The following is a 20642-nucleotide window of genomic DNA, read 5'->3' as shown; positions in this document are numbered from 1 at the left end:
TCGGCGTCGGCGGTTCGCCCGCTCGCCTACTCGCGGAACTCGAACCGGACGTGGTCGCCCTGTTCGAGCGACGTCCCGCCGAAGACGCGCTCCCAGTCCCCGCCGGTGCGTCGGAGCGCGACGGTGTCGTGCCGGAGGCGGTCGCCCTGCAGTAGCGCGGGGCGGACCTGCACCCCGTAGCGGTCGGTCAGTTCGTCGACGGCGTCGACGACCGTCGCGTCCGGCGAGAGCGCCATCTGTGCGCGTTCGAGGCCGGCCCGGGCGATGAGCCAGCCGGTGAGTTCCACGCCGACGCCGATGGTCGCGCCGACGTCCCCGCCCGTCGCGTGCAGTCCCGTGCTCATACCTCCCCATTAGCACGCAGGATAAAAAAGTTTACTCAATATCGAAAAAATAGCTCTCAGGTCCTCGCGCAGCCTTTCGGTGGGTTTTACCCCCGTCCCGCGAGTCCCCTCACCCGTATGAGCGACAACGAGTACCGCACGGAACGCGACAGTCTCGGGGAGATGCAGGTCCCGGCGGGCGCCTACTGGGGGGCCCAGACCCAGCGGGCGGTCGAGAACTTCCCCGTCTCCGGGATCACGTTCGGCCGCCGGTTCGTCCGGGCGCTCGGCATCGTGAAGAAGGCCGCCGCGCGCGCGAACGTGGACCTCGGCCACGTCGACGAGGAGACGGGCGAGGCCATCGTCGCCGCCGCGGACGAGGTCATCGCGGGCGAGCACGACGACCAGTTCCCGGTGGACGTGTTCCAGACCGGCTCCGGCACGTCCTCGAACATGAACGCGAACGAGGTCATCGCCAACCGCGCGAGCGAGATACTGGGCCGGGAGGTCGGCTCCCGACACGTCCACCCGAACGACCAGGTGAACTTCGGGCAGTCGAGCAACGACGTGATCCCGACGGCGATGCACGTCAGCGCGCTGGAGGCCGTCGAGCGCGACCTGCTCCCGGCGCTCTCCCGCCTCCGCGACGAACTCGCCGCCAAGGAGGCGGACTTCGACGGCGTCGTCAAGACCGGCCGCACCCATCTGCAGGACGCCACGCCCGTCCGCCTCGGCCAGGAGTTCGGCGGCTATCGGACGCAGGTCGAGAAGGGGATCGAGCGCGTCCGGAACACGACCGACCACCTCGCCGAACTCGCGCTCGGCGGGACGGCGGTCGGGACCGGTCTCAACACCGACCCCGAGTTCCCCGGACTCGCCGCCGAGTACATCGCCGAGGAGACGGACCTCCCGTTCCGCGAGGCGGACAACCACTTCGAGGCGCAGGCTGCCCACGACGCGATGGCCGAGGCCCACGGCGCGCTGGTCGTCGTCGCCGGCTCGCTCAACAAGATCGCGAACGACCTCCGCCTGCTCGCCTCCGGCCCGCGCAACGGACTGGGCGAGATCGACCAGCCGGAGAACCAGCCGGGCTCCTCGATCATGCCCGGGAAGATCAACCCGGTCGTCGCCGAGGCCGTCAACCAGGTCCACAAGCAGGTCGTGGGCAACGACGCCGCGGTGGCCGCCGGGGCCGCCGAGGGACAGCTCGACCTCAACCTCTACAAGCCGGTCATCGCGCACAACTTCCTCGAGTCGGCGGAGATCCTCGCCAACGCCAGCGACGTCTTCGGCGAGCGCTTCGTCGCCAAGCTGGAAGCAGACCGCGAGCACTGCGAGGCGGCGGTCGAGCGCTCCATGGCGCTCGCGACGGCGCTCAACCCCCACATCGGCTACGACAGGGCCGCCGAGGTGGGTAAGACGGCGCTCAAGGAGGGCAAGACCGTCCGCGAGGTGGCGATCGAGAAGGGCTACGTCACCGAGGAGGAGGCCGACGCGATCCTCGACCCGCGCGAGATGACCGAGCCCGGCATCCTCGGGCAGGACTGATACTGTCGGACGTCGACGACCGGACGCGGGGTCCGATCGGCGCCCGCGGCATTGGCCGGATTTTTATCGCTCGCCGTCTCACCCACGAGCAATGAGCGAGTACGACTACGAGGACCTCGGACTCGTGGCGGGCCTCGAGATCCACCAGCAGCTCGACACCGCCGCGAAGCTCTTCTGCAACTGTCCGACGGAGCGCCGCGAGCCGGAGGAGGCGGTCCGCACCGTGACGCGCTACCTCCACCCGACGCGCAGCGAGCTGGGCGAGATCGACGAGGCCGCCCTGGAGGAGAGCCGCGTCGACCGGGAGTTCCAGTACCTCGGATACGACACGACCTGCCTCGTCGAGGAGGACGACGAGCCGCCCCACCGAGTCGACGAGGAGGCGCTCGACGTGGCCCTGGAGATCGCCCAACTGCTCGACGCGACCCCGGTGGACGCGGCGCACGTGATGCGCAAGATCGTCGTGGACGGCTCCAACACGTCCGGGTTCCAGCGCTCGACGCTGATCGCCACCGACGGCGAGATCGAGACCGAGGAGGGCCCGGTCGGCATCGCCGACATGCTCCTGGAGGAGGAGAGCGCCGGTCGGATCGAGGAGACCGAGGCCGGGGTCGTCTACTCGCTCGATCGGCTGGGCATCCCCCTCGTCGAGATCGGCACGGAGCCGGACATCCGCTCGCCCGAGCAGGCCCGGGACGCGGCCGCCCGGATCGGCATGCTGCTCCGCTCGACCGGTCACGTGAAGCGCGGGCTCGGCACCATCCGCCAGGACGTGAACGTCTCCATCGCGGAGGGCGCGCGCGTCGAGCTCAAGGGGGTGCAGAACCTCGACGACATCGACGACATCGTCCGCGAGGAGGTCCGCCGGCAGGTCGAACTGGTCGAAATCGGGAGGGAACTCCGCGAGCGCGGCGCGAGCGTCGGCGAGCCGCGGGACGTGACCGAGGTCTTCGCGGACACCGACAGCGGCGTCGTCGCCTCGGCGGACGCGGTCGTCGCCGTCCCGCTGTTCGGCTTCGACGGGCTCGTCGGCCGGGAGATCCAGCCCGATCGCCGCCTCGGGACGGAGCTCTCGGACCACGCGAAGCGCGCCGGCGCGGGCGGGATCTTCCACACCGACGAGCTCCCCGCCTACGGCGTCACCGAGGACGAAGTCGCCGCTCTGCGTGAGGCGGTGGGGGCGGACGAGACGGACGCCGTCGCGCTCGTCGCCGCCTCCCGGCCGGTCGCGGAGCGGGCCGTCGACGCCGTGGCTGAGCGCGCCCGCGCTGCGGTCGAGGGCGTCCCCGAGGAGACGCGCGGCGCGAACGCCGACGGCACCTCCCGCTACCTCCGGCCGCTCCCCGGCGCGGCCCGCATGTACCCCGAGACCGACGTGCCGCCCGTCCCGCTCGACCCGACGGAGGTCGAGACCCCGGAACTGCTCACCGAGAAGGTGGACCGCTACGTCGCGGAGTACGGCCTCGATCCGGGGCTGGCCGAGCAGGTCGCCTACGGCCGCCGGATGCCGACCTTCGAGGCGGCCGTCGAGGACGGCGTCGACGCCACGCTCGCGGCCGGAACGGTCGAGTCGACCGTGACGGAACTGCGTCGCGACGACGTGCCCGTAGAGCGACTCCGCGACGAGCACTTCCTCGACGTGCTCGCGCTCGTGGACGCGGGCGACCTCGCCAAGGAGGGCGTCGGCGACGTGCTGCGCGCTCTCGCCGAGGACCCGACGCTCACCGCGGCGGAGGCGGCCGAGGAGGCGGGCCTGGCCGGCGTCGACGAGTCCGAGGTGCGCGAGACGGTCGCCGAGGTCGTCGAGCGAAACGGAGAGCAGGTCGAGGCGGAGGGGATGGGCGCGTTCTCCGCGCTCATGGGCGAGGCCATGGGCGCGCTCCGCGGCAGGGCCGACGGCGAGGTGGTGAGCACGGTCCTGCGCGAGGAGATACGGAAGCGGGCGTAGCGAGGGCGCGACGGCGACCGTGGAGCGGGCCGGATCGCAGCGTTCCCGCCGTCAGTCGGCCTCGGCGGCGGCCGCCCGTCGTCCGGCGAACGCCTCGTGGAGCCACCCGTCGACGGAGAACCGTCCGGCCCCGGTGACCAGCAGGGCCGAGGTCAGGCCGAACAGGGAGACGTGCGCGAGCACCGGGTCGTCCGGGAGGCCGAACAGCGTCGTGGTGAGGAGGACGAACGCGACGGCGGAGAACGCCCGGGTGAACAGCCCGAGGACGAGCGTCACGCCGACGAGGATCTCGACCAGCCCGGCCCCGACGACCCACAGCTCCGGCTGGACGGGAACGACCGCGGTGAGGTCGTACTTCGCGACGACCGCCAGCGCGACGCCGGGGTTCATGAGCTTCTCGACCAGCCCGAGGTAGGCGAACGCGAGGCCGAGGCCGAGGCGGACCGCCGTCGGGACGAACGCGGTGTACGGTTCGATCCGCTCGCCGAGGGGCACCGCGAGCCGGCGGTAGACGGGGTCGATCCGGGAGTAGGCGGTCCGCTCGTCCGCTGCGACGGCGGCGATGAGGTCGTCGGCGCTCGGCCGGCCGCCGCCGAGCAGCGCGACGGCGACGAACCCGGGGACGTACTCGAACGCGAGCAGGAGCGCCGGGAAGGCGACGACGCCCGCGAGGTACGCGGCGAGGCCGATCAGGGCGACGAGTCGGGTCGCGAGGCCGAACAGGAGCAGGAAGCCGACCGCGATGCCGAACAGTCGGACGAACAGCCCGCCGAGGTCGCCGAACGCCGGGTCGAACGCCTCCGCGTGGACGAGCGGCGAGAAGTAGTAGCCGTTGAAGCCCGCGCCGACCAGCGGCAACCCCAGGCTCAGGCGGAACAGCCAGGGGAGCAGGTCGTCGTACCCCGAGAGCGCCGCGCGCGCGGCCTCGACGTCGGGCCGCGCCGGTCGGGACCAGAGGTACAGCCCCAGCGCGGCGGCGAGGCCGACCGCGCCCGCCCCGAGGACGAGCAGGTTGAACGGGTCCGACAGCGTCTCGGCGAGGACGCGCAGCGCCTCGACGGCCGCCCCGCCGTCGACGACGTACCGGACGTGGGCGCTCGCGACGCCGCTCGCCCCGAGCGCCACCAGCAGGAGTGCGCCCGACAGGAGCGCCGGGCGCTCGATGCGCGGTGCCACGCCCAGGGGTTGCCGGTCCGCTCGTATAAGTCCGCGGTGTCCCCTCGCGCCGAGACCCGGGGGCGTGGGGCGTCTACGTGGCTCGACCGGGATCAGGGTTCGCGGATCCTGTTCTCGGCGCGGCGCAACACGCCGTGGAGCGTGCTCACCTCGCGGGTGGTGGGGTGGGCGCGCCCGAGCAGGCGACGCCACAGGCGCACCGTCTTCGGGCGCTTCTCCTCGACCAGCCCCGCCGCGTCGACGAGCGAGGCGAACTGCTCGTGGAGCGCCTCGATGTCGCGCTCCGGCGCGCGGGCGATCTCCGTCGGGTGCTGGGTTTCCTCGACGGTCAGCGAGCGCAGTTCGTAGAGCGTGATCGTCGCGGCCTGCCCGAGGTTGAGTACGGGGTAGTCGGCGCTCGCCGGGATCGAGCAGACCTCGTCGAGGCGTTCGAGCTCCTCGTTGGTGAGGCCGATCCGCTCGCGGCCGAAGACGACGCAGGTGTCCGCGCTCACGCCGCGCAGGGACTCGGCGAGTTCCCGCGGCGTCCGGAAGGGGTAGCGCACGTGGTGGCGGTCGTCCTCGTTCGTGATCGCCGTGCAGCCGACCGTGTGGAAGTTCTCGACGAGGAACTCGAACGACACCTCCCGCGCGTTCGGGAGGACGTCCTCGCGGGCCTGTCCGGCGAAACCGTAGGCCTCGCCGTCGCGGTCGAGGTCGGGGGGATCGACCAGGTAGAGGTCCGTCAGCCCGAAGTTCTTCATCGCCCGCGCGATCGTGCCCACGTTGCCCGGGGTCTTCGCGTCGACGACGGCCACCGAGATCATAGGTCGAGGTCGGAGAAGTCGACGCCGAGCGCCTCGCGCTCCTCCTCGCTCATGTTCGCCAGTTCCTCCTCCAGCGGATCGAGCCGCGGGTTCGGGTCGGGTTGCCTCAGTCCGTCGGGGTCGGTGTCGACGTGTTCGGTCCCCTCGTAGTCGTCGGGCGCGCGCCCCCCGTCGGCGAACCACTGGTGGAAGGCGTTCTGCACGTGCCGGCTCCCCGCCAGTTCGTGGCCCATCTCCTCGCGGAACCAGTAGAGGAAGTCGGTCTCGTGCTGGTTGCACAGCAGCACCTCCCCGAGCGGTTCGCCGTAGACGACCCGCGCCTGCCGGCACTTGCGCTTCTCCGCCTCGCCGTGGATCAACCAGCAGGCGTCACACGGCTTGGTCACGAGGGTCGCCAGTCGCGCGATGCGCTCGCGGTCGTCGTCCGGAATGCGCGCTATCGGCTTCAGGTCGCCGTCCTCGTCGAGGATCGCCTCCTCGTCGAACCGCCACCCGCGAAGCCCGATGCTCACCTTCGCCATGTATCGGTGTATCCGACGCGACGGGAAAAGCGGCGTGTTTGGTGTCTCGCGCGGGGGCGTCCGACGCGTCCGGATCGGTCGGCCTTTGGTGCGTCCGCCCCGAGCGTACGGTATGCGGAACGTAGACGCCGCCGGGCTCGGCATCGGGGACGACTATCCCCCGCGGGTTATGGGCGTGTTGAACGTGAGCGAGGAGTCGCCGTACGAGCCGAGCGTGTTCGACGATCCGGGGGAGGCCGCGGCCTACGTCGACGAGCGACTCGTGGAGCAGGGGGCGGACATCGTCGACGTGGGCCTCGAGTCGGCCAACAAGCGGTTCGAGGTGCTCCCCGCGGAGGAGGAGCTCGCGCGCCTCGACACCGCCGTCGAGACCATCGAGAGCGTCTCCGGCGATGTCGTCTTCTCCATCGAGACGCGCTACCACGAGGTCGCCGAGGCGGCGCTCTCCCGCGGGTTCGACATGGTCAACGACGTCTGCGGGTTCGCCGACCCCGAGATGCCGCGGGTCTGTGCGGAGTTCGACGCCGCCGTCGCGAAGATGGCGAGCCCCCCCGACCTCGAACGCCCCGGCGCGGTCTCGGACGTGGACTGGACGGCTCGGAGCGGCGGCGAGGCGCGCGACCGGAGCTACACGGACGACGTCTACGAGGCGCTGAAGCGGAACGGCTTCACCGACAAGACCATCGTGGACCCCGCCTTCGGCGGCTGGTCGGAGGCGAAGACCCTGGCTGACGACCGCGAGACGTTCCGCCGCCTGCGGGAGTTCCGCGGTCTCGGTCGCCCCCTCCTCGTCTCCATCAACCGGAAGAACTTCCTCCGGGAGATCGCCGGGCGGTCGACCGAGGAGGCGCTCCCGGTCAGCCTCGCCGCGACCGCGATGGCCGTCGAGCGCGGCGCGCACGTGATCCGGACCCACGACGTGGCCGCGACGCGCGACGCGGCGCTCGTCGGGAGGACGTTCGCCCGCGAGCGCGTCCGCGTCCGCGACGGGGCCGTCGGCGTCGAGGAACTCGACGTGACGACGCCCGGGGAGGCGGCGCGCCACCTCGACCGCGTCGGGGCCGACCCGGACCGCGGCGGCGACGCCGTGACGCGCGTGTTCGAACTGACGGGACTCGCCGCCGCCGAACGCGAGCGCCTGGGGACGCTGACGGCCGACTCGACCGCCCGATTCGTCGCGGGAACCGACGGCGACCTGCTGTTCGGATCGCCCGCCGCCCTCCGGAGACTGGCCGAGGCGGACTTCGACGACGACCTATTGGACGTGCTTCGTGAGATTTCTGAAACCCTGACGTACAAGTAAGAGAAAACTTATACCATGTGGAAGAATACGAACGGGTGCGAGCCGGACGGCCACGCGGGTAGGGGTACTCAAGTGGCCCGCCGGCCCACCGGTATTTCGGGACGTCCATGCTCGTGAGCGACTGGCTCCCCGTCTACGAGGCGATCCTCTCCGACTTCGGCTTCGACCGCGCGAGCGACGAGCACGCCCGCGATCGGCTGGCCGAACTCACCGACGCCTTCGACCTCGACCGACTCGCGAGCGTCGAGGGGAGCACGGTCGCCGTCGCCGGGGCGGGGCCGTCGCTCGGGGACGAACTCGCGATCGCCCGGCGGGCGGACGTCGTCTTCGCCGCCTCCAGCGCCGCCGACGTGCTCCGCGCCGAGGGCGTCCGGGTGGACCTGATGGTGACCGACCTCGACAAGAACCCCGCGACGGCCGTCCAGCTCACCCACGAGGGGACGCCGGTGGCCGTCGCCGCCCACGGCGACAACGTCCCCGCCCTTCAGGAGTGGGTCCCGCAGATGACCCGCCGGAACGTCCTCCCGACGACGCAGGCCGAGCCCGCGGGGCCGGTGGTGAACCTCGGCGGCTTCACCGACGGCGACCGCGCCGCGTTCGTCGCGGACCACCTCGGGGCGGCCGCGCTGACCTTCCCCGGCTGGGACTTCGACGACCCCGAGGTCTCCCCAACGAAACGCCGCAAGCTGGCGTGGGCGGAGCGCCTCCTCCGCTGGCTGGAACTGCGCCGTGACGAGCGGTTCGCGGTGCTCGACGGGCGGCGCGAGGGCATCGACGTGAGCGCGCTGCCGGTGTGAGTACGGTACGCACGCGCCGCACGGAAAGCACTTACCGCCCGTCGATGGATACGGGGTGATGTTCCCCGGGGCGCTCCTCCTCGGCCGTGACCGATCAGCGACGCGCCGGTGGCTCGCCGTCGCGTCGCTGACGCTCGGAACGGTCGCGTTCGCCGTCGGCGCGGGTCTGCGCCGGATCGTGTCGTAGCGGAGTACGTTCGCCTGAATTCGCTACGGCACCAGCACGACCTTCCCGCTCGTCTCGCGGTTCTCGATGGCGCGGTGGGCGTCCGCGGCGTCCGCGAGGGGGAAGGTGTGCCCGACCTGCACCGAGAGGTCCCCGGCGGTCAGCCGTTCGGTGAGGTGCGGGACGGCGCGCAGGACCCGCTGGGGGTCGCGCCCGAGGCCCTGCCCGAGGTGGTAGCCGACGACCTCGAAGTTGTTGAACAGGAGCGTCGCGGTGTCCGGCCGGCCGGGCTCGCCGCTCGCCGCGCCGTAGACGACCATCCGGCCGAAGTGCGCGAGGCAGTCGAGGCTGCGCTCGGTGGTCTCGCCGCCGACGCCGTCGAGTACGAGGTCGACGCCCTCCTCGTCGGTGATCTCACCCACTTCCTCGGCGAAGTCCGTCTCCGTGTAGTCGATCGGGTGGTCGCAGCCGAGGTCCGCCGCGAGGTCGAGCTTCTCCGCGGTGCTCGCGGTGCCGAACACCTCCGCGCCCGCCTCGCTCGCCAGCTGGACGGCGGCGGTGCCGACGCCCCCGGCGGCGGCGTGGATCAGGACGCGCTCGCCCTCCTCCAGTCCGCCCCACTCGAACAGGCAGTTGTGCGCCGTGAGGAACTGGACGGGGAACCCGGCGGCCTCCTCGAAGCTCATCCCCTCCGGGACATCGAACAGCCCGTCGGCGTCCGCGACGGCGTACTCGGCGTAACCCCCCCGGCCGACCATGCCGACGACGCGGTCGCCCGCCACGAACCCGTCGACGCCCTCGCCGACGGCGTCCACCACGCCCGCGACCTCCATGCCCGGGACGTAGGGCGGCTTCGGGCCGCCCTGGTAGTGGCCCCGCCGCTGCATGACGTCCGCGAAGTTGACGCCGATCGCACGCGCGTCGATCCGAACCTGCCCCTCGCGCGGTTCCGGGACGTCCCGCTCGACGACCTCGATCGCGTCCGCGTCGCCGAACGCCGTCACCTCGATGGCCTTCATGCCCCGGTCGTCGGGCGGGGACGGTATAAACGGTCGCCGGACGCCCGCGCTCCCCACGCCCGAGTATCGCACGTCCGGACCTCGCACGTCCGTCCGGGAATACACTTATCCCGGTGTGCGGTCAGGTGTCTCGTGACATGGCATACGACTGTTCCTTCCTCGCCGACCTCGACGTTGACGCGTCCTTCGAGGCGGACGACCGGGAGAGCCACGCCGCGGACTGGGGCGCGGAGGAGGCGGGGACCGCGGTCCGGCCAGACGCCGTCGTCTGGCCGGGGTCGACCGAGGAGGTGGCCGCCGTCCTCGCGGCGGCGAACGAGCGCGGGGTTCCGGTCACGCCCTACGCGGCGGGGACGAGCCTGGAGGGCAACGCCGTCCCCGTCCACGAGGGCATCAGCATGGACGTGACGCGGATGGACGCGATCCTCGACGTGCGGCCGGACGACTTCCAGGTGGACGTCCAGCCGGGGATCATCGGCGAGCGGATCGACGAGGCACTCGCCGAGCACGGGCTGTTCTTCCCGCCGATGCCCGCCTCGGCCGACATCTCCACCATCGGCGGGATGATCGTGAACGACGCGAGCGGGATGAAGACCGTGAAGTACGGCGAGGTGGGCGACTGGGTGCTCGAACTGGAGGCCGTCCTCGCCGACGGTTCGGTGATCAAGGCCGGCAGCAGGGCCGTCAAGACCTCCGCCGGCTACAACCTCAAGGACCTGCTCGTCGGCAGCGAGGGCACCCTCGCGGTCGTCACGCGCGCGACGCTCGAACTCGAGCGCCTCCCCGAGCAGGTCCGGGGCGGGCGGGCCGTCTTCGCGGACCTCGACGACGCGACGACCGCCATCTTCGAGACCATCCGCTCGGGCGTGGACGTGGCGACGATCGAACTCATCGACGACGTGAGCGCCGGGATGGCGAACGACTACCTCGGGACGGACCTCCCCGACGCGCCGATGGTCTTCCTCGAGTTCCACGCGGACCACGGGATCGAGGCGGAGATCGAGCGCTGTCGCGAGGCGTTCGAGGCGAACGACGTCGTCCGCTTCGAGATGGCCGACGACGAGGCGGAGATGGCGGGCCTCTGGCGCGCACGCCGGGAGTTCGCGCTCGCGCTCCAGAGCTACGACGAGGTCCTGAAGCCGCTCACGCCGGGGGACATCACCGTTCCCATCAGCAAGTACCCGGACGTGGTGCGCTACGCGAAGGAACTGAGCGCCGAGCACGACCTGATCATCCCCACGTTCGGCCACGCGGGCGACGGCAACGTCCACTACTCGGTGTTCGTGGACAAGTCGGACCCGGAGATGCTCGCCCTCGCCCGCGACGTCCACGGGCGGATCGTCCGCCGGGCGATCGAGTTCGGCGGCACCTGCACCGGCGAGCACGGCGTCGGCCTCGGCAAGCGCGAGTACCTCGAACTGGAACACGGCCCCGAGGCGGTGGAGGCGATGCGCCGGATCAAGCGCGCGCTCGACCCGAGGGACACGCTCAATCCGGGGAAGATCTTCCCGGAGACCGCCGAGGGGCGGCGCGTGGTCGCCGACCCCGATCTCGACGACGACTGACCGCCGGCGAACGCCGGCGACTACCGGTAGCCGAGCGCGTCGAGTCGCCGCTCGATCGCCGCAGGCGTCTCGTCCGCCGACTTCCTCCCGTCGTCCGCGGCGTCGAGGCGCGCCACGTGCCGCTCGACCGCCCGGTGGAGCCGTCGCACCGTCGGCGCGTGGTCGGCCGTCCCCGACACGTCGCGGCGCTCGTCCGGGTCGGCCGAGCGGTCGTACAGCTCGCGGCGGCCGGAACGGGTGTGATAGATGTAGGTGAAGCGGTCGGTACGGGCGCTCGCGAGGAGCTCCCCGTCCTCGGGCCGCCGCGGGATGGGTTGCTGGGTGACGCGCTCCCCGCGGACGGCGACCGAGAGCACCGGTTCGGGGGCGGGGCGCTCGCCGTCCCGGACGACCGGGAGGAGGCTCCCGGCGTCGAGGTCGGGCGCGGCGACGCCCATCGCCGCACAGACGGTCGGCGGGATCGAGCGCAGGCCGACGGGCGCGGTGACGGTGCGCGCCGGCGCGTCGGGCGCGTCCACGACCAGCGGAACGTTGATGAGCTCCGAGTAGAGCTTGGGGTAGTGCGCGAGGTGACCGTGATCCATGAACTCCTCGCCGTGATCGCCCGCCACGATCACGCAGGTCTCATCGCGCAGCCCCGCCGCCGAGAGCGCGTCGAGGAGCCGACCGACGCTCGCGTCCACCTGGTGGGCCGCGCCGTCGTAGCAGGTCCGGAGGTCCGCGAGCGCCCGGTCGCCGACCTCGCGGCCGAGGCCCGCCCGCAGGTGCGCCCGGAGCATCGACGCGGTGCCCGTCGCGCCGCCGACCGCCCGAACGTGCCGCGGCGCGGGGACGTACGGCGTGTGCGTGTCCATGTAGTGCACCCAGAGGAAGAGCGGGCGGTCCGCCTCCCGGACGCTCTCGACGGCGCGGCGCTCCAGGGCGCGGAGGTTCGACGTGTCGACCGCGGGGTGCTCGCCCTCGCCGCGGGCGATCCCGAACGCGCGTCGGCCGGGCGCGGCGACGAGCTGGAGCCACCCGCCGACGGTCGGGTGGGCGGCGAGCAGGCGGTCGATCCCGGAGCCGTCGAGCCACGTCTCGAACGCGTCGAACCCGCGGTCGTACCCCCAGTGCTCGCTCAGAAAGCCGTTCGCGGCGTTGAGCCCGACTGTCCGGACGCCGCCCGCGCGGAGGCGCTCGGCGAGCGTCGGCCGCGACGAGGGTCCGAGGCGGCTCCCCTCGGCGAACACGTGGTCCGAACCGAGGACGCTCGGGAAGGAGAAGGGCGTCCAGTTGCCGTGCGCGTAGGCGCGCGTGAAGTGCGCTCCCTCCCGGGCGAGCGCGCTCACGGTGGGCATGGCCGCGAGCGCGTCAGCCCGGAGGGAGTCGACGGTGACCAGGAGGGTGACGGCGTGCGTGTCCACGTGTGAGACACCTCGAAAGCGGTAGGTAACACTTGCTAGGGGGAGGCAATAGCTGATCGGGTTGCTATCCGTGACTCGATAGCCCTATGGAGGCGATCGAACGCGAGAGCACCGCGGAGCGGCGTCGGTCAGTCGTGTACCAGCACGTCCAGTACCACGGGACCGTCCGTCGCCAGCGCCTCCTCGAACGCCGGCGCGATCTCCTCCTCGCGCTCCACGAGGCGCCCCGTCGCGCCGTGGCTCTCGGCGTTCGTCGGGATGTCGACGGGCGGCTCGAAGTCCATGCCGACGTAGTCGTGATCCGAGTCCTCGCCGCCGAAGATGGCGTTCGTGTTGTCCTTCAGGATGCGGTAGTTGCGGTTGTCGGGGACGACGACCGTGAGGTCCACGTCGTAGCGCGCGGCCGAGTAGAGCGCGTGGGGATAGTAGAGGTACGATCCGTCGCCGACGTAGCCGACGACCTGCCGGGGGTCGTCGGACTCGCGCTCCGCGATGGCCGCGCCCACCGAGGCGGGCAGGCCGTAACCCAGGCCGCCGCCCTTGTTCGAGATCAGCTGCTCCGCCTGCATCGGCCAGCGAAGGAGCAGGGGGTACTTCGCGGTGATCCCCTCGTCCACGACGTAGGCGTCCGGCGCGACCGAGCGTAGCGCGTCCACGAGGCCGGCCTTCGAGGCGCGCGGGTCGTCCGGGTCGGCGTCGCCGCGACCGATCCTGTCCGTCGTATCGGCGATCGACTCCTTCAGTGCTCGAACCTTCTCGACGCGCTCCGCGCGCGTCTCCTCGTCGACGCGCGCCTCGACGCGCGCCGCGAGGTCGGCCATCACGTCACCCGGATCGCCGAGGATCGCCGCGTCGGCGCGCTGTCGCTTGGCGAGGTCGTGAGCGTTCGTCCCGACGTGGACCCGGGTCGCGTCCTCCGGGACGAGCGGGTTCTCGTGGCGCAGGAGCGTCGTGTTCGTCGAGCAGCCGACGAACGCCAGTGTGTCGCTGTTCATCAGCATCGACGCGAAGTCCTCCCGGGGCGGGATGTGCGACACCCACAGCTCGTGGTCGGTCGGGAAGTTCACCTCGCAGGCGAGCGTCTCGCCGTGGACGCGCGCGCCGCAGGCCTCCGCGAGGTCCACGGCCGCCTCGACCGCCTCGTAGCCAGACCGGGCGATCTCGTCGCCGAGGACGAATACGGGCGCGTCGGCCTCGGCGAGCAGGTCGACCGCCGCGTCGATCTGCGCCTCGTCGCCCCGCCCGGCGGTCGGGATCGGCCCGAGCGGCTCCGGTTCGAGGTCCGTCTCCGCGAGCATCACGTCCATCGGGAGCGCGAGGAAGACGGGGCCGGTGGGCGGCGTCAGCGCGATGCGGAACGCCCGCCGGAGCAGCCCGGGGAGCGCGCGCACGTCGGTCACCTCCGCGTCGAACTTCGTGAACTGCCGGACCAGTTCGAGGAGGTCGCCCGAGAGTAGCGGCTCCTCGTGGCGGAAGTCGAGTTCGTGGTTCCCGGCGGTGACGACGATCGGCGCGCCGACCCACTTCGCCGCGTAGAGGTTGCCGAGGCCGTGGGCGAGGCCGGGCGTGATGTGCAGGTTCACGACGCCCGCCGGCATCACCGACGGGTCGTGGTGGCCGTGGTAGCGCCGCGTCTGGGCGTACCCCGAGGCCATCCCAACGGCGACGTCCTCGTGCAGGCCGAGGACGTAGTCGAGGTCGCTGTGCGAGAGCGCTTCGAGCACCGGGAGTTCCGTCGTCCCGGGGTTGCCGAACACGCGGGTGACGCCGTACCGTTCGAGGGTAGCGACGAACAGGTCAGCGCCGGTGTAGCCGTCCGTGTCTGTCATTACCTGTAGTGATCTCGGAGCGGTCATAAAGCTGTGCGGCGATCGGGTCAGCGACTCCGCGCCGGCGCGCCGACGGGGAGGTCGCGGTCGAGGTACGCCATGCCCAGGCCGACCAGGGCGAGCAGCGCCGCGCCGACCTGGACCGTCGTCATCGGCGCGTACAGCGCGACGGCCGCGAGGAGCAGGTAGATCCCCCTGCCGACGAGGCCCAGTTCGGAGCGGCCGTCGTAGGCGGTGGTGGCCGCGACGAGCGCGACGACGCCGACCATCACGACGGCGAGGTGCAGCGGCGTCGCCGGGAACGACCACGCGATGAGGCTCGGGTTCGTGACGAACGCGAACGGGATGAGGAAGCCCGCCGCGCCGATCCGAAGCGCCTGCTTCCCGGTCCGCATGAAGTTCGACCCCGCGATGCGCGCCCCGACCGCGACGGCCACGGCGACCGGCGGCGTGATGGCGGACAGCATGGCGAAGTAGAACACGAACAGGTGGGCCGTGATCTCGGGGAGGCCGATCTCGACGAGGCCGGGCGCGACGAGGATCACGACGAGGATGTACGCCGCGGGCGTCGGCATGCCGAGTCCGAACAGGATGCTGAGGAGCATCGCCATCACGAGCACGGCGACGAAGACGCCCCCCGCGAGTCCGACCATCCGGACGCTGACCTTGTTCGCGAGCCCGGTCTGGGTGAGCATGCTGATGATGATGCCCATCGCCGCGAGGACGCCGATCAGCGGGGCCATGTCGATGGCCCCGTCGCGGAACCCCCGGAACGTGTCGAGGGTGGTGTCGACGAGCGTCCCGGCGCTCGGACCGTCGACGACGAGGTTCCGGAGGTACATCGTCGCGACGAGCGTCGCCGAGGTGTACAGCCCGGCGCTCAGCGGCGTCAGGCGCAGCACGACGAGCGTGTAAATGAGCACCGCGAAGGGGACGGCGAAGTGCGCCCCCGAGCGCAGGACGCCCCGGTCGAACCGCCCCGTCCGCTCGACGGTCCAGCCGAACCGGAGGACGACGAACTGGACCGCGACGCCGACGCTGAAGTAGAACAGCAGCGCCGGGAGCAGCGCCGCCCGGATGACCTCGACGTAGCTCACCTGCAGGATGTCGGCCATGATGAACGCGGCGACCCCCATCACCGGCGGCATCATCTGCCCGCCGGAGGAGGCGACGCTCTCGATGGCCGCGGCGAAGTCGTCCCTGACTCCCTGGTTCTTCATCATCGGGATGGTGAACGTGCCCGTGGTGGCCGTGTTGGCGGCCGCGCTCCCCGTGATCGAGCCCATCGCCATGCTGGAGACGACGGCGACCTGGACGACGCCCGTCCGGAGCTCGTTCCCGAACTCCCGGCCGACGTCGAGGATGTAGTCGAGCGCGCCGTAGGTCTTCGCCATCCCGGCGAACATGATGAACACCGCGACCCACGTCGTCCCGACGCCGAGGATGAACCCGTAGGTGCCGCTCAGCCCGATCGCCCCGTAGCGGGCGACCTCCTGCCAGTCCATGCCGGTGTGCCCGAGGAAGCCGGGGAGCGACGGGCCCGCCATGGCGTAGGCGATGGCGACGAAGACGACGGAGGTGATGGCCCAGCCGTACGCCCGCCGCGTCGCGTCCGTGACGATCGCGACGATGGCCGCGCCGACGAGGTAGTCGGTCGAGGTGAACCCGAGGACGACGGCGTCGTTCAGCAGGCGGTCGAAGTTCGCCTCGACGTACGCCGCCACCGCGAGCGACGCGAACGCGAACGCGAGCGTGAGGAGCCAGTCGTACGATCCGAGCGCCGCCCGGGTCCGCCCGATCGCTCCGCCCGGCGCGAGCCGGTCGCGGTCGCGGTAGGCCGTCGCGTCCTCCGTCCCGTAGCGGTGTTCGAGCGTCGCGTGGAGGTAGAAGACGCACAGCCCGACGCCGAGAAAGAGGTTCGAGTGGCGCACCCGGACGAGCGCCAGGCTGTACGCGTAGTAGAACGTGTAGAGCGTCAGCCCGACGCCGAGGACGGAGACGGCCGTCCAGAGCGCGAGCTTCCCGCGCGGCCACTCGTCGACGGCGTCGAACCGCCCTCGCAGGCTCACCCCCATCGACGGATCACTCCACCTTCTCCCCGCGGGTCAGGTCGTCGCTCCAGATACCGAGTTCCTCGTAGAAGTCGGCCGCGGCGGGGTGAAACGGCATGTCGTAGGGGTTCTCGAGGAAGTACTTCTCGTCGGCCAGCGGCGTCAGCAACCCGTGGTACTCGCCGAGCCCCTCGCGGTTCCCGTGGAGCGCCTCGAGGTAGCCGTAGACCGCGTCGTAGCTGAAGTCGTTCCGGACGACGAAGTTGTACGCGAGCGAGGGCGCGATGAGCGGGTCGGGCGCGTGGGCGTACCCCTCCATCTCGCCGGTGTCGATCTCGGTGACGAGCAGCGCCGGGTCGGACTCCATCTCCGCCGTCGCGTCGTCGGGGAAGTCGAGCAGCCGGAGGTCGACCGTCCCCTTCATCTCCTGTAGCCAGCCCGGTTCGACCGAGAAGTTCACGAACGTCCCCGCGCCGACGTCGAGGCGTCCCTCGCTCATCGCGCTCGCCTGGCCGCCGTAGTCGACGCTGATGCGCTCGTAGTCGGAGGTCACGTAGCCGAGGGCGTGTTCGAGCATCTCGGCGGTGCCAGAGCCCCGGGGGGTCGGCGAGACGCGGCTGTCGGGCTCGATGTCGGCGACCGTCTCCCAGCCGTCGTTGCCGCTGCAGAGGAACCACCCGAGGTCGTAGAGGTGGTGGACCTGGTACGGCTGGAACGAGAGGTCGGAGAAGGGCTCCTCGCCCTCCTCGATCTTGTTCGCCGACCAGTTCTGGATGTAGACGATGTGCGCCTCGTTCCGGTTCAGCTGACCGATGTTCGCGTTCGTCCCCTCGCTCGGTCGCGCGTCGATCCGGACCGCGTCGGTGTTGTCGTTGACGACGGCCGCGATACCCTGGCTCATCGCGTAGGCCGCGGTCGTCTCCGTCGCCGTGTGCATCACCATGTCCGTGGGGCCCGAACCGCCCCCGGACCCGTTTCCGCCGCCGTTCCCGGTCCCGCCTTCGCCCCCGAGACAGCCCGCGAGCGTCAGCGCGCCCGCAGCGCCGAGCGAGGACTTGAGAAACGTACGCCGTGAGGACGGTCCGCGTGGAACAACCATACATCAATGGCTAACAGTTTATCCTTATAATTCTTCGTATCGCTCACACTGTTTACCGTACTACCCCCCGAACTTACCAATTGTAAATATGGCCGACACTTTCGGTCGGGCGGTGGGAGGGTTGCCCGACGACGCGCGCGTCAGGGGCGAGAACGGGGTTACGTCGGCGCGAGCGCGTCGATTGTCGCCCGGATCTCCTCCGGTTCGGCGGCGCGTGGGAAGGAGACGGAGACGGCGTCGACGCCGGCAAGCGCCTCGAACTCGGCGACGCGCTCGCGGGCCTCCTCGGGCGTCCCGGCGACCGCCAGCGAGTCGAGCAGGTCGTCGTCGATCTCGGCGAGCGCCTCCCTCCTGTTCCCGGCCTGCCACGCCTCGTAGATCGCCCCCGCGGTCTCCTCGTGGCCCTGCCGGGCCAGCGCGTCGCGGTAGAACGTCCCCATCCCGCCGAGGTAGAACCCGACGTGTTGCCTGACGATCTCGCGGGCCCGCTCGCGGTCGGGGAGCGCGGCGCAGGTCAGCGAGAGGGTGACGCGCACGTCGTCGGGGTCGCGCCCCCCGAGGTCGGCCCCGCGTTCGAGGTCCTCGATCCTGTCGGCCATCCCCTCGGGGGTGAGCATGAGCGCGTGCCAGCCGTCGGCGAAGCGCCCGGCGAGTTCGACCGCCTTCGGCCCCATCCCGGCCACCTCGATCGGCGGGACGGGATCCGGCGGCGTACAGCGCAGGCGGAAGCCCGAGAGGTCGAAGTACTCGCCGTCGTACTCCACCTCCTCGCCCGAGAGCACGCGCCGCACGACGTCGACGGTCTCCCGCGTCCGGCGGAGGGGGTTCCCGTAGTCGACGCCGTGCCAGTTCTCGATGACGATGGGGCCGCTCGGACCGAGGCCGAGGCGGAAGCGACCCTCGGAGACCTCCTGCAGCGTGGCCGCGGTCTGGCCGATGAGGGCCGGCGAGCGCGAGTAGATCGGCATGATGCTCGTCCCGACGTCGATCGAGTCGGTGCCCTCGGCGATGCTCGCCAGCACGACGGCCGCGTTTCGCCCCCACGTCTCGGGGATCCACGCCGCGTCGTAGCCGAGGTCCTCGGCGCGCCGGGCCTGTTCGACGAACGCCCCGACGCTCGCCTGGGCCGCGACCGGGAGGAAGACGTCTCGGTCGGTCATACCTCGGCCGTCTCCTCGATCCGCGGGAGGCCGCGCGCCACGATAGTCTCACCCACGACGTACGACGAGGCGTCGCTGGCGAGGAACTGCACGACGTCGGCGATCTCCTCGCTCAGGCCGATGCGTCGCTTCACGTCGCTCCGGTCGATCTCGTCGGCCGTGACGCCCATCTGGCTGGCGACGCCCGGCGTGGCGACGAACCCCGGCGCGATGCAGTTGACGCGCACGTTGTCGCCCGCCCACTCGTAGGCGAGCGTCGTCGTGAGGTTCACCACGCCCGCCTTCGCCGCGCCGTAGTGGCTCATGTACGGCGATCCGTCGGTGCCCGCGACGCTCGCGAGGTTGACGATGCTCCCGCCGCCGTGCTCGCGCATGTGCGCGCCGGCGACCTGCGAGCAGTGGAACGTGCCGTGGAGGTTGATGTCCACGATCGTCTTCCAGCCGTTCTCCGAGATGTCGGCGAACCCGGCCATGAACGACGCGCCCGCGTTGTTGACGAGTACGTCCACCCCGCCGAACTCCTCGACGGTCGCCTCGACCAGCGCCTCGACCGAGGGGCGGTCGCGCACGTCGCACTCGACCGCGAGTACGTCGCCCGGCGCGCCGGACTCGCGGATGCCCGCCGCGACCTCGTCGACCTTCTCCTGGGAGCGCGAGGAGACGACGACGTTCGCGCCGTCCTCGGCGAAGCGCTCCGCGGTCACCCTCCCGATCCCCTGCGATGATCCGGTGATGACGACGGTCCGCCCCGCCACGCTGAACTGTTCGGTGCTCATTCGATCTCACCCTGGCTCTCGATTACCATCGTTCACGTCTACAACCGTGCGGTATAACATTAGTCCGACGGTCGCCACGAACGGTTACCATTGCTACGCGAACCGGTGGCGGGCGCTGACGGGACCAGCACCCTTATCGCCCGCCGGCGGGTTGCTCCACCGATGACGGATCGCCGGAGCGACGCACCTCCCGCCGTCCACCGCATCGAGTTCGACGTGGACTGGCCGCCGGGACACGTCGCCAGCTACCTGGTGGACTGCGACGAGCCGACGCTGATCGACGCCGGGATGCCCGGACCCGACGCGGAGCGGGTCCTCCGCGAGCGCCTCGCGGACTGCGGGCGCGACCTCGCTGACGTCGAGCATCTCGTCCTCACGCACCCTCACGTGGATCACGTCGGACAGGTCGGCGCGGTCGTCGAGGCGGCCGACCCCACCGTGTACGCCCCCGCCGGGATCCGGGAGCGCTTCGACCGCGACCCGGACGACCTCGCCGCCGCCGTCCGCGCGAACGCCGTCGGCGCGGGGCTGACCGACGACGCGCTCTCGACCGCCGTCTCGATGGCCGTCGATTCGCTGGAGCGGAACCGCGAGCTCCTTCCGCCCGGCGACGTCGACGCCTGGGTGGTGGACGGTGAGCGCGTCGAGGTGGGCGGGACGCCAGTCGAGGTGATCCACACGCCGGGCCACCAGGCGGATCACTGCTGCTTCCGGGTCGAGCTCGGCGAGCCGACGCTCGTCTCCGGGGACGCGGCCATCGAACCGTTCCGTCCGGTCGCCATCCACGTCGGCCTCGACCGCGGGGTCGAGGACGCCATCGCCGCCTTCTACGGCGCGCTCGACCGCCTCGCGGCGGTCGACGTCGCGCGCGTCTACCCCGCCCACGGGCCCGTCCACGACGACCTGGCGGGGGCGGTCGCCCGCGACCGCGCCTCCCTCGACCGCACGCTCGACCGGACGCGGGAGCGGGTCGAGGCGGGAGCGGAGACGGCCGCGGAGATCGCCCGGGAGCGGGCGGGCGACCGCGACATCGCCTACATCATCGCCGAGGTGGTGGGCGCGCTCCGCCACCTCGAGGCGGCGGGGCGGATCGCCGCGACCGTCGAGGACGGCGTCCGGCGCTACCGACCCCGGTAGCCGCCGATCCGGTAA

General features: G+C 71.4%; 18 protein-coding genes. 7 read left to right on the top strand and 11 right to left on the bottom strand.

What is annotated here, in order from left to right; translation table 11 throughout:
* Positions 1–26: 26 nt before the first annotated feature.
* Complete coding sequence (locus P1K31_RS05810) at positions 27–344, bottom strand: hypothetical protein (protein ID WP_276305341.1); 318 nt, start codon at positions 342–344, stop codon at positions 27–29.
* 117 nt (positions 345–461) lie between these two features.
* On the opposite strand from P1K31_RS05810, the gene P1K31_RS05805 reads away from it, so the two are divergent.
* Positions 462–1871: a class II fumarate hydratase gene (locus P1K31_RS05805; protein ID WP_276305340.1), complete on the top strand. Its 1410-nt coding sequence runs from the start codon at positions 462–464 to the stop codon at positions 1869–1871.
* Positions 1872–1962: 91 nt separating this feature from the next.
* Entirely contained in the window at positions 1963–3819 is a 1857-nt protein-coding gene (gene gatE, locus P1K31_RS05800) for a Glu-tRNA(Gln) amidotransferase subunit GatE (RefSeq protein ID WP_276305339.1), read from the top strand.
* A gap of 51 nt (positions 3820–3870) precedes the next feature.
* On the opposite strand, the gene P1K31_RS05795 is transcribed toward gatE, so the two are convergent.
* The 3 genes from P1K31_RS05795 to P1K31_RS05785 form a co-directional block, all read right to left on the bottom strand.
* Positions 3871–4995, bottom strand: coding sequence for a DoxX family protein (locus P1K31_RS05795; RefSeq protein ID WP_276305338.1), 1125 nt, complete (start codon positions 4993–4995; stop codon positions 3871–3873).
* Positions 4996–5087: 92 nt separating this feature from the next.
* Positions 5088–5801 (bottom strand): RNA methyltransferase, encoded by a 714-nt coding sequence (locus P1K31_RS05790; protein ID WP_276305337.1) that lies wholly within the window; start codon positions 5799–5801, stop codon positions 5088–5090.
* Entirely contained in the window at positions 5798–6322 is a 525-nt protein-coding gene (locus P1K31_RS05785; protein WP_276305336.1) for a DUF8114 family protein, read from the bottom strand. The genes P1K31_RS05790 and P1K31_RS05785 overlap by 4 nt, the downstream gene beginning before the upstream one ends.
* Positions 6323–6434: 112 nt before the next feature.
* Here P1K31_RS05785 and folP point away from each other — a divergent pair, with 112 nt between their 5' ends.
* From folP to P1K31_RS05770, 3 genes are all read left to right on the top strand, one after another.
* The gene (gene folP / locus P1K31_RS05780; RefSeq protein WP_276305335.1) at positions 6435–7625 is read left to right on the top strand and encodes a dihydropteroate synthase; all 1191 of its coding nucleotides are present in this window, start codon (positions 6435–6437) and stop codon (positions 7623–7625) included.
* A gap of 107 nt (positions 7626–7732) precedes the next feature.
* Entirely contained in the window at positions 7733–8422 is a 690-nt protein-coding gene (locus tag P1K31_RS05775) for a 6-hydroxymethylpterin diphosphokinase MptE-like protein (protein ID WP_276305334.1), read from the top strand.
* A 58-nt stretch (positions 8423–8480) separates the two neighbouring features.
* Positions 8481–8609, top strand: a complete 129-nt coding sequence (locus tag P1K31_RS05770) for a hypothetical protein (RefSeq protein ID WP_276305333.1) — start codon at positions 8481–8483, stop codon at positions 8607–8609.
* A 23-nt stretch (positions 8610–8632) separates the two neighbouring features.
* On the opposite strand, the gene P1K31_RS05765 is transcribed toward P1K31_RS05770, so the two are convergent.
* Complete coding sequence (locus tag P1K31_RS05765) at positions 8633–9607, bottom strand: quinone oxidoreductase family protein (protein ID WP_276305332.1); 975 nt, start codon at positions 9605–9607, stop codon at positions 8633–8635.
* A gap of 137 nt (positions 9608–9744) precedes the next feature.
* Here P1K31_RS05765 and P1K31_RS05760 point away from each other — a divergent pair, with 137 nt between their 5' ends.
* Positions 9745–11172 (top strand): FAD-binding oxidoreductase, encoded by a 1428-nt coding sequence (locus P1K31_RS05760; protein WP_276305331.1) that lies wholly within the window; start codon positions 9745–9747, stop codon positions 11170–11172.
* 20 nt (positions 11173–11192) lie between these two features.
* Here the strand turns inward: P1K31_RS05760 and P1K31_RS05755 are convergent, their stop codons facing one another.
* The 6 genes from P1K31_RS05755 to P1K31_RS05730 all read right to left on the bottom strand — a co-directional run bounded on the left by P1K31_RS05755 (position 11193) and on the right by P1K31_RS05730 (position 19490).
* Positions 11193–12575 carry a sulfatase family protein gene (locus P1K31_RS05755; RefSeq protein ID WP_276305330.1) on the bottom strand — a complete coding sequence of 461 codons (1383 nt, stop codon included), beginning with the start codon at positions 12573–12575 and terminating at the stop codon, positions 11193–11195.
* 128 nt (positions 12576–12703) lie between these two features.
* Positions 12704–14404 (bottom strand): thiamine pyrophosphate-binding protein, encoded by a 1701-nt coding sequence (locus P1K31_RS05750; RefSeq protein WP_276305329.1) that lies wholly within the window; start codon positions 14402–14404, stop codon positions 12704–12706.
* 47 nt (positions 14405–14451) lie between these two features.
* Entirely contained in the window at positions 14452–16479 is a 2028-nt protein-coding gene (locus P1K31_RS05745; protein WP_276305328.1) for a TRAP transporter permease, read from the bottom strand.
* A 7-nt stretch (positions 16480–16486) separates the two neighbouring features.
* Positions 16487–17554: a TAXI family TRAP transporter solute-binding subunit gene (locus P1K31_RS05740; RefSeq protein WP_276305327.1), complete on the bottom strand. Its 1068-nt coding sequence runs from the start codon at positions 17552–17554 to the stop codon at positions 16487–16489.
* A gap of 158 nt (positions 17555–17712) precedes the next feature.
* Positions 17713–18714, bottom strand: a complete 1002-nt coding sequence (locus P1K31_RS05735) for a TIGR04024 family LLM class F420-dependent oxidoreductase (RefSeq protein ID WP_276305326.1) — start codon at positions 18712–18714, stop codon at positions 17713–17715.
* Positions 18711–19490 (bottom strand): SDR family NAD(P)-dependent oxidoreductase, encoded by a 780-nt coding sequence (locus P1K31_RS05730; RefSeq protein WP_276305325.1) that lies wholly within the window; start codon positions 19488–19490, stop codon positions 18711–18713. The genes P1K31_RS05735 and P1K31_RS05730 overlap by 4 nt, the downstream gene beginning before the upstream one ends.
* 162 nt (positions 19491–19652) lie before the next feature.
* On the opposite strand from P1K31_RS05730, the gene P1K31_RS05725 reads away from it, so the two are divergent.
* Entirely contained in the window at positions 19653–20627 is a 975-nt protein-coding gene (locus tag P1K31_RS05725; RefSeq protein WP_276305323.1) for an MBL fold metallo-hydrolase, read from the top strand.
* The last annotated feature ends 15 nt before the right edge of the window (positions 20628–20642 follow it).

The organism is Halomarina halobia, assembly GCF_029338575.1.
Classification (GTDB): Archaea; Halobacteriota; Halobacteria; order Halobacteriales; family Haloarculaceae; genus Halomarina; species Halomarina halobia.
This window is presented reverse-complemented; position numbering and strand designations above follow the sequence as displayed.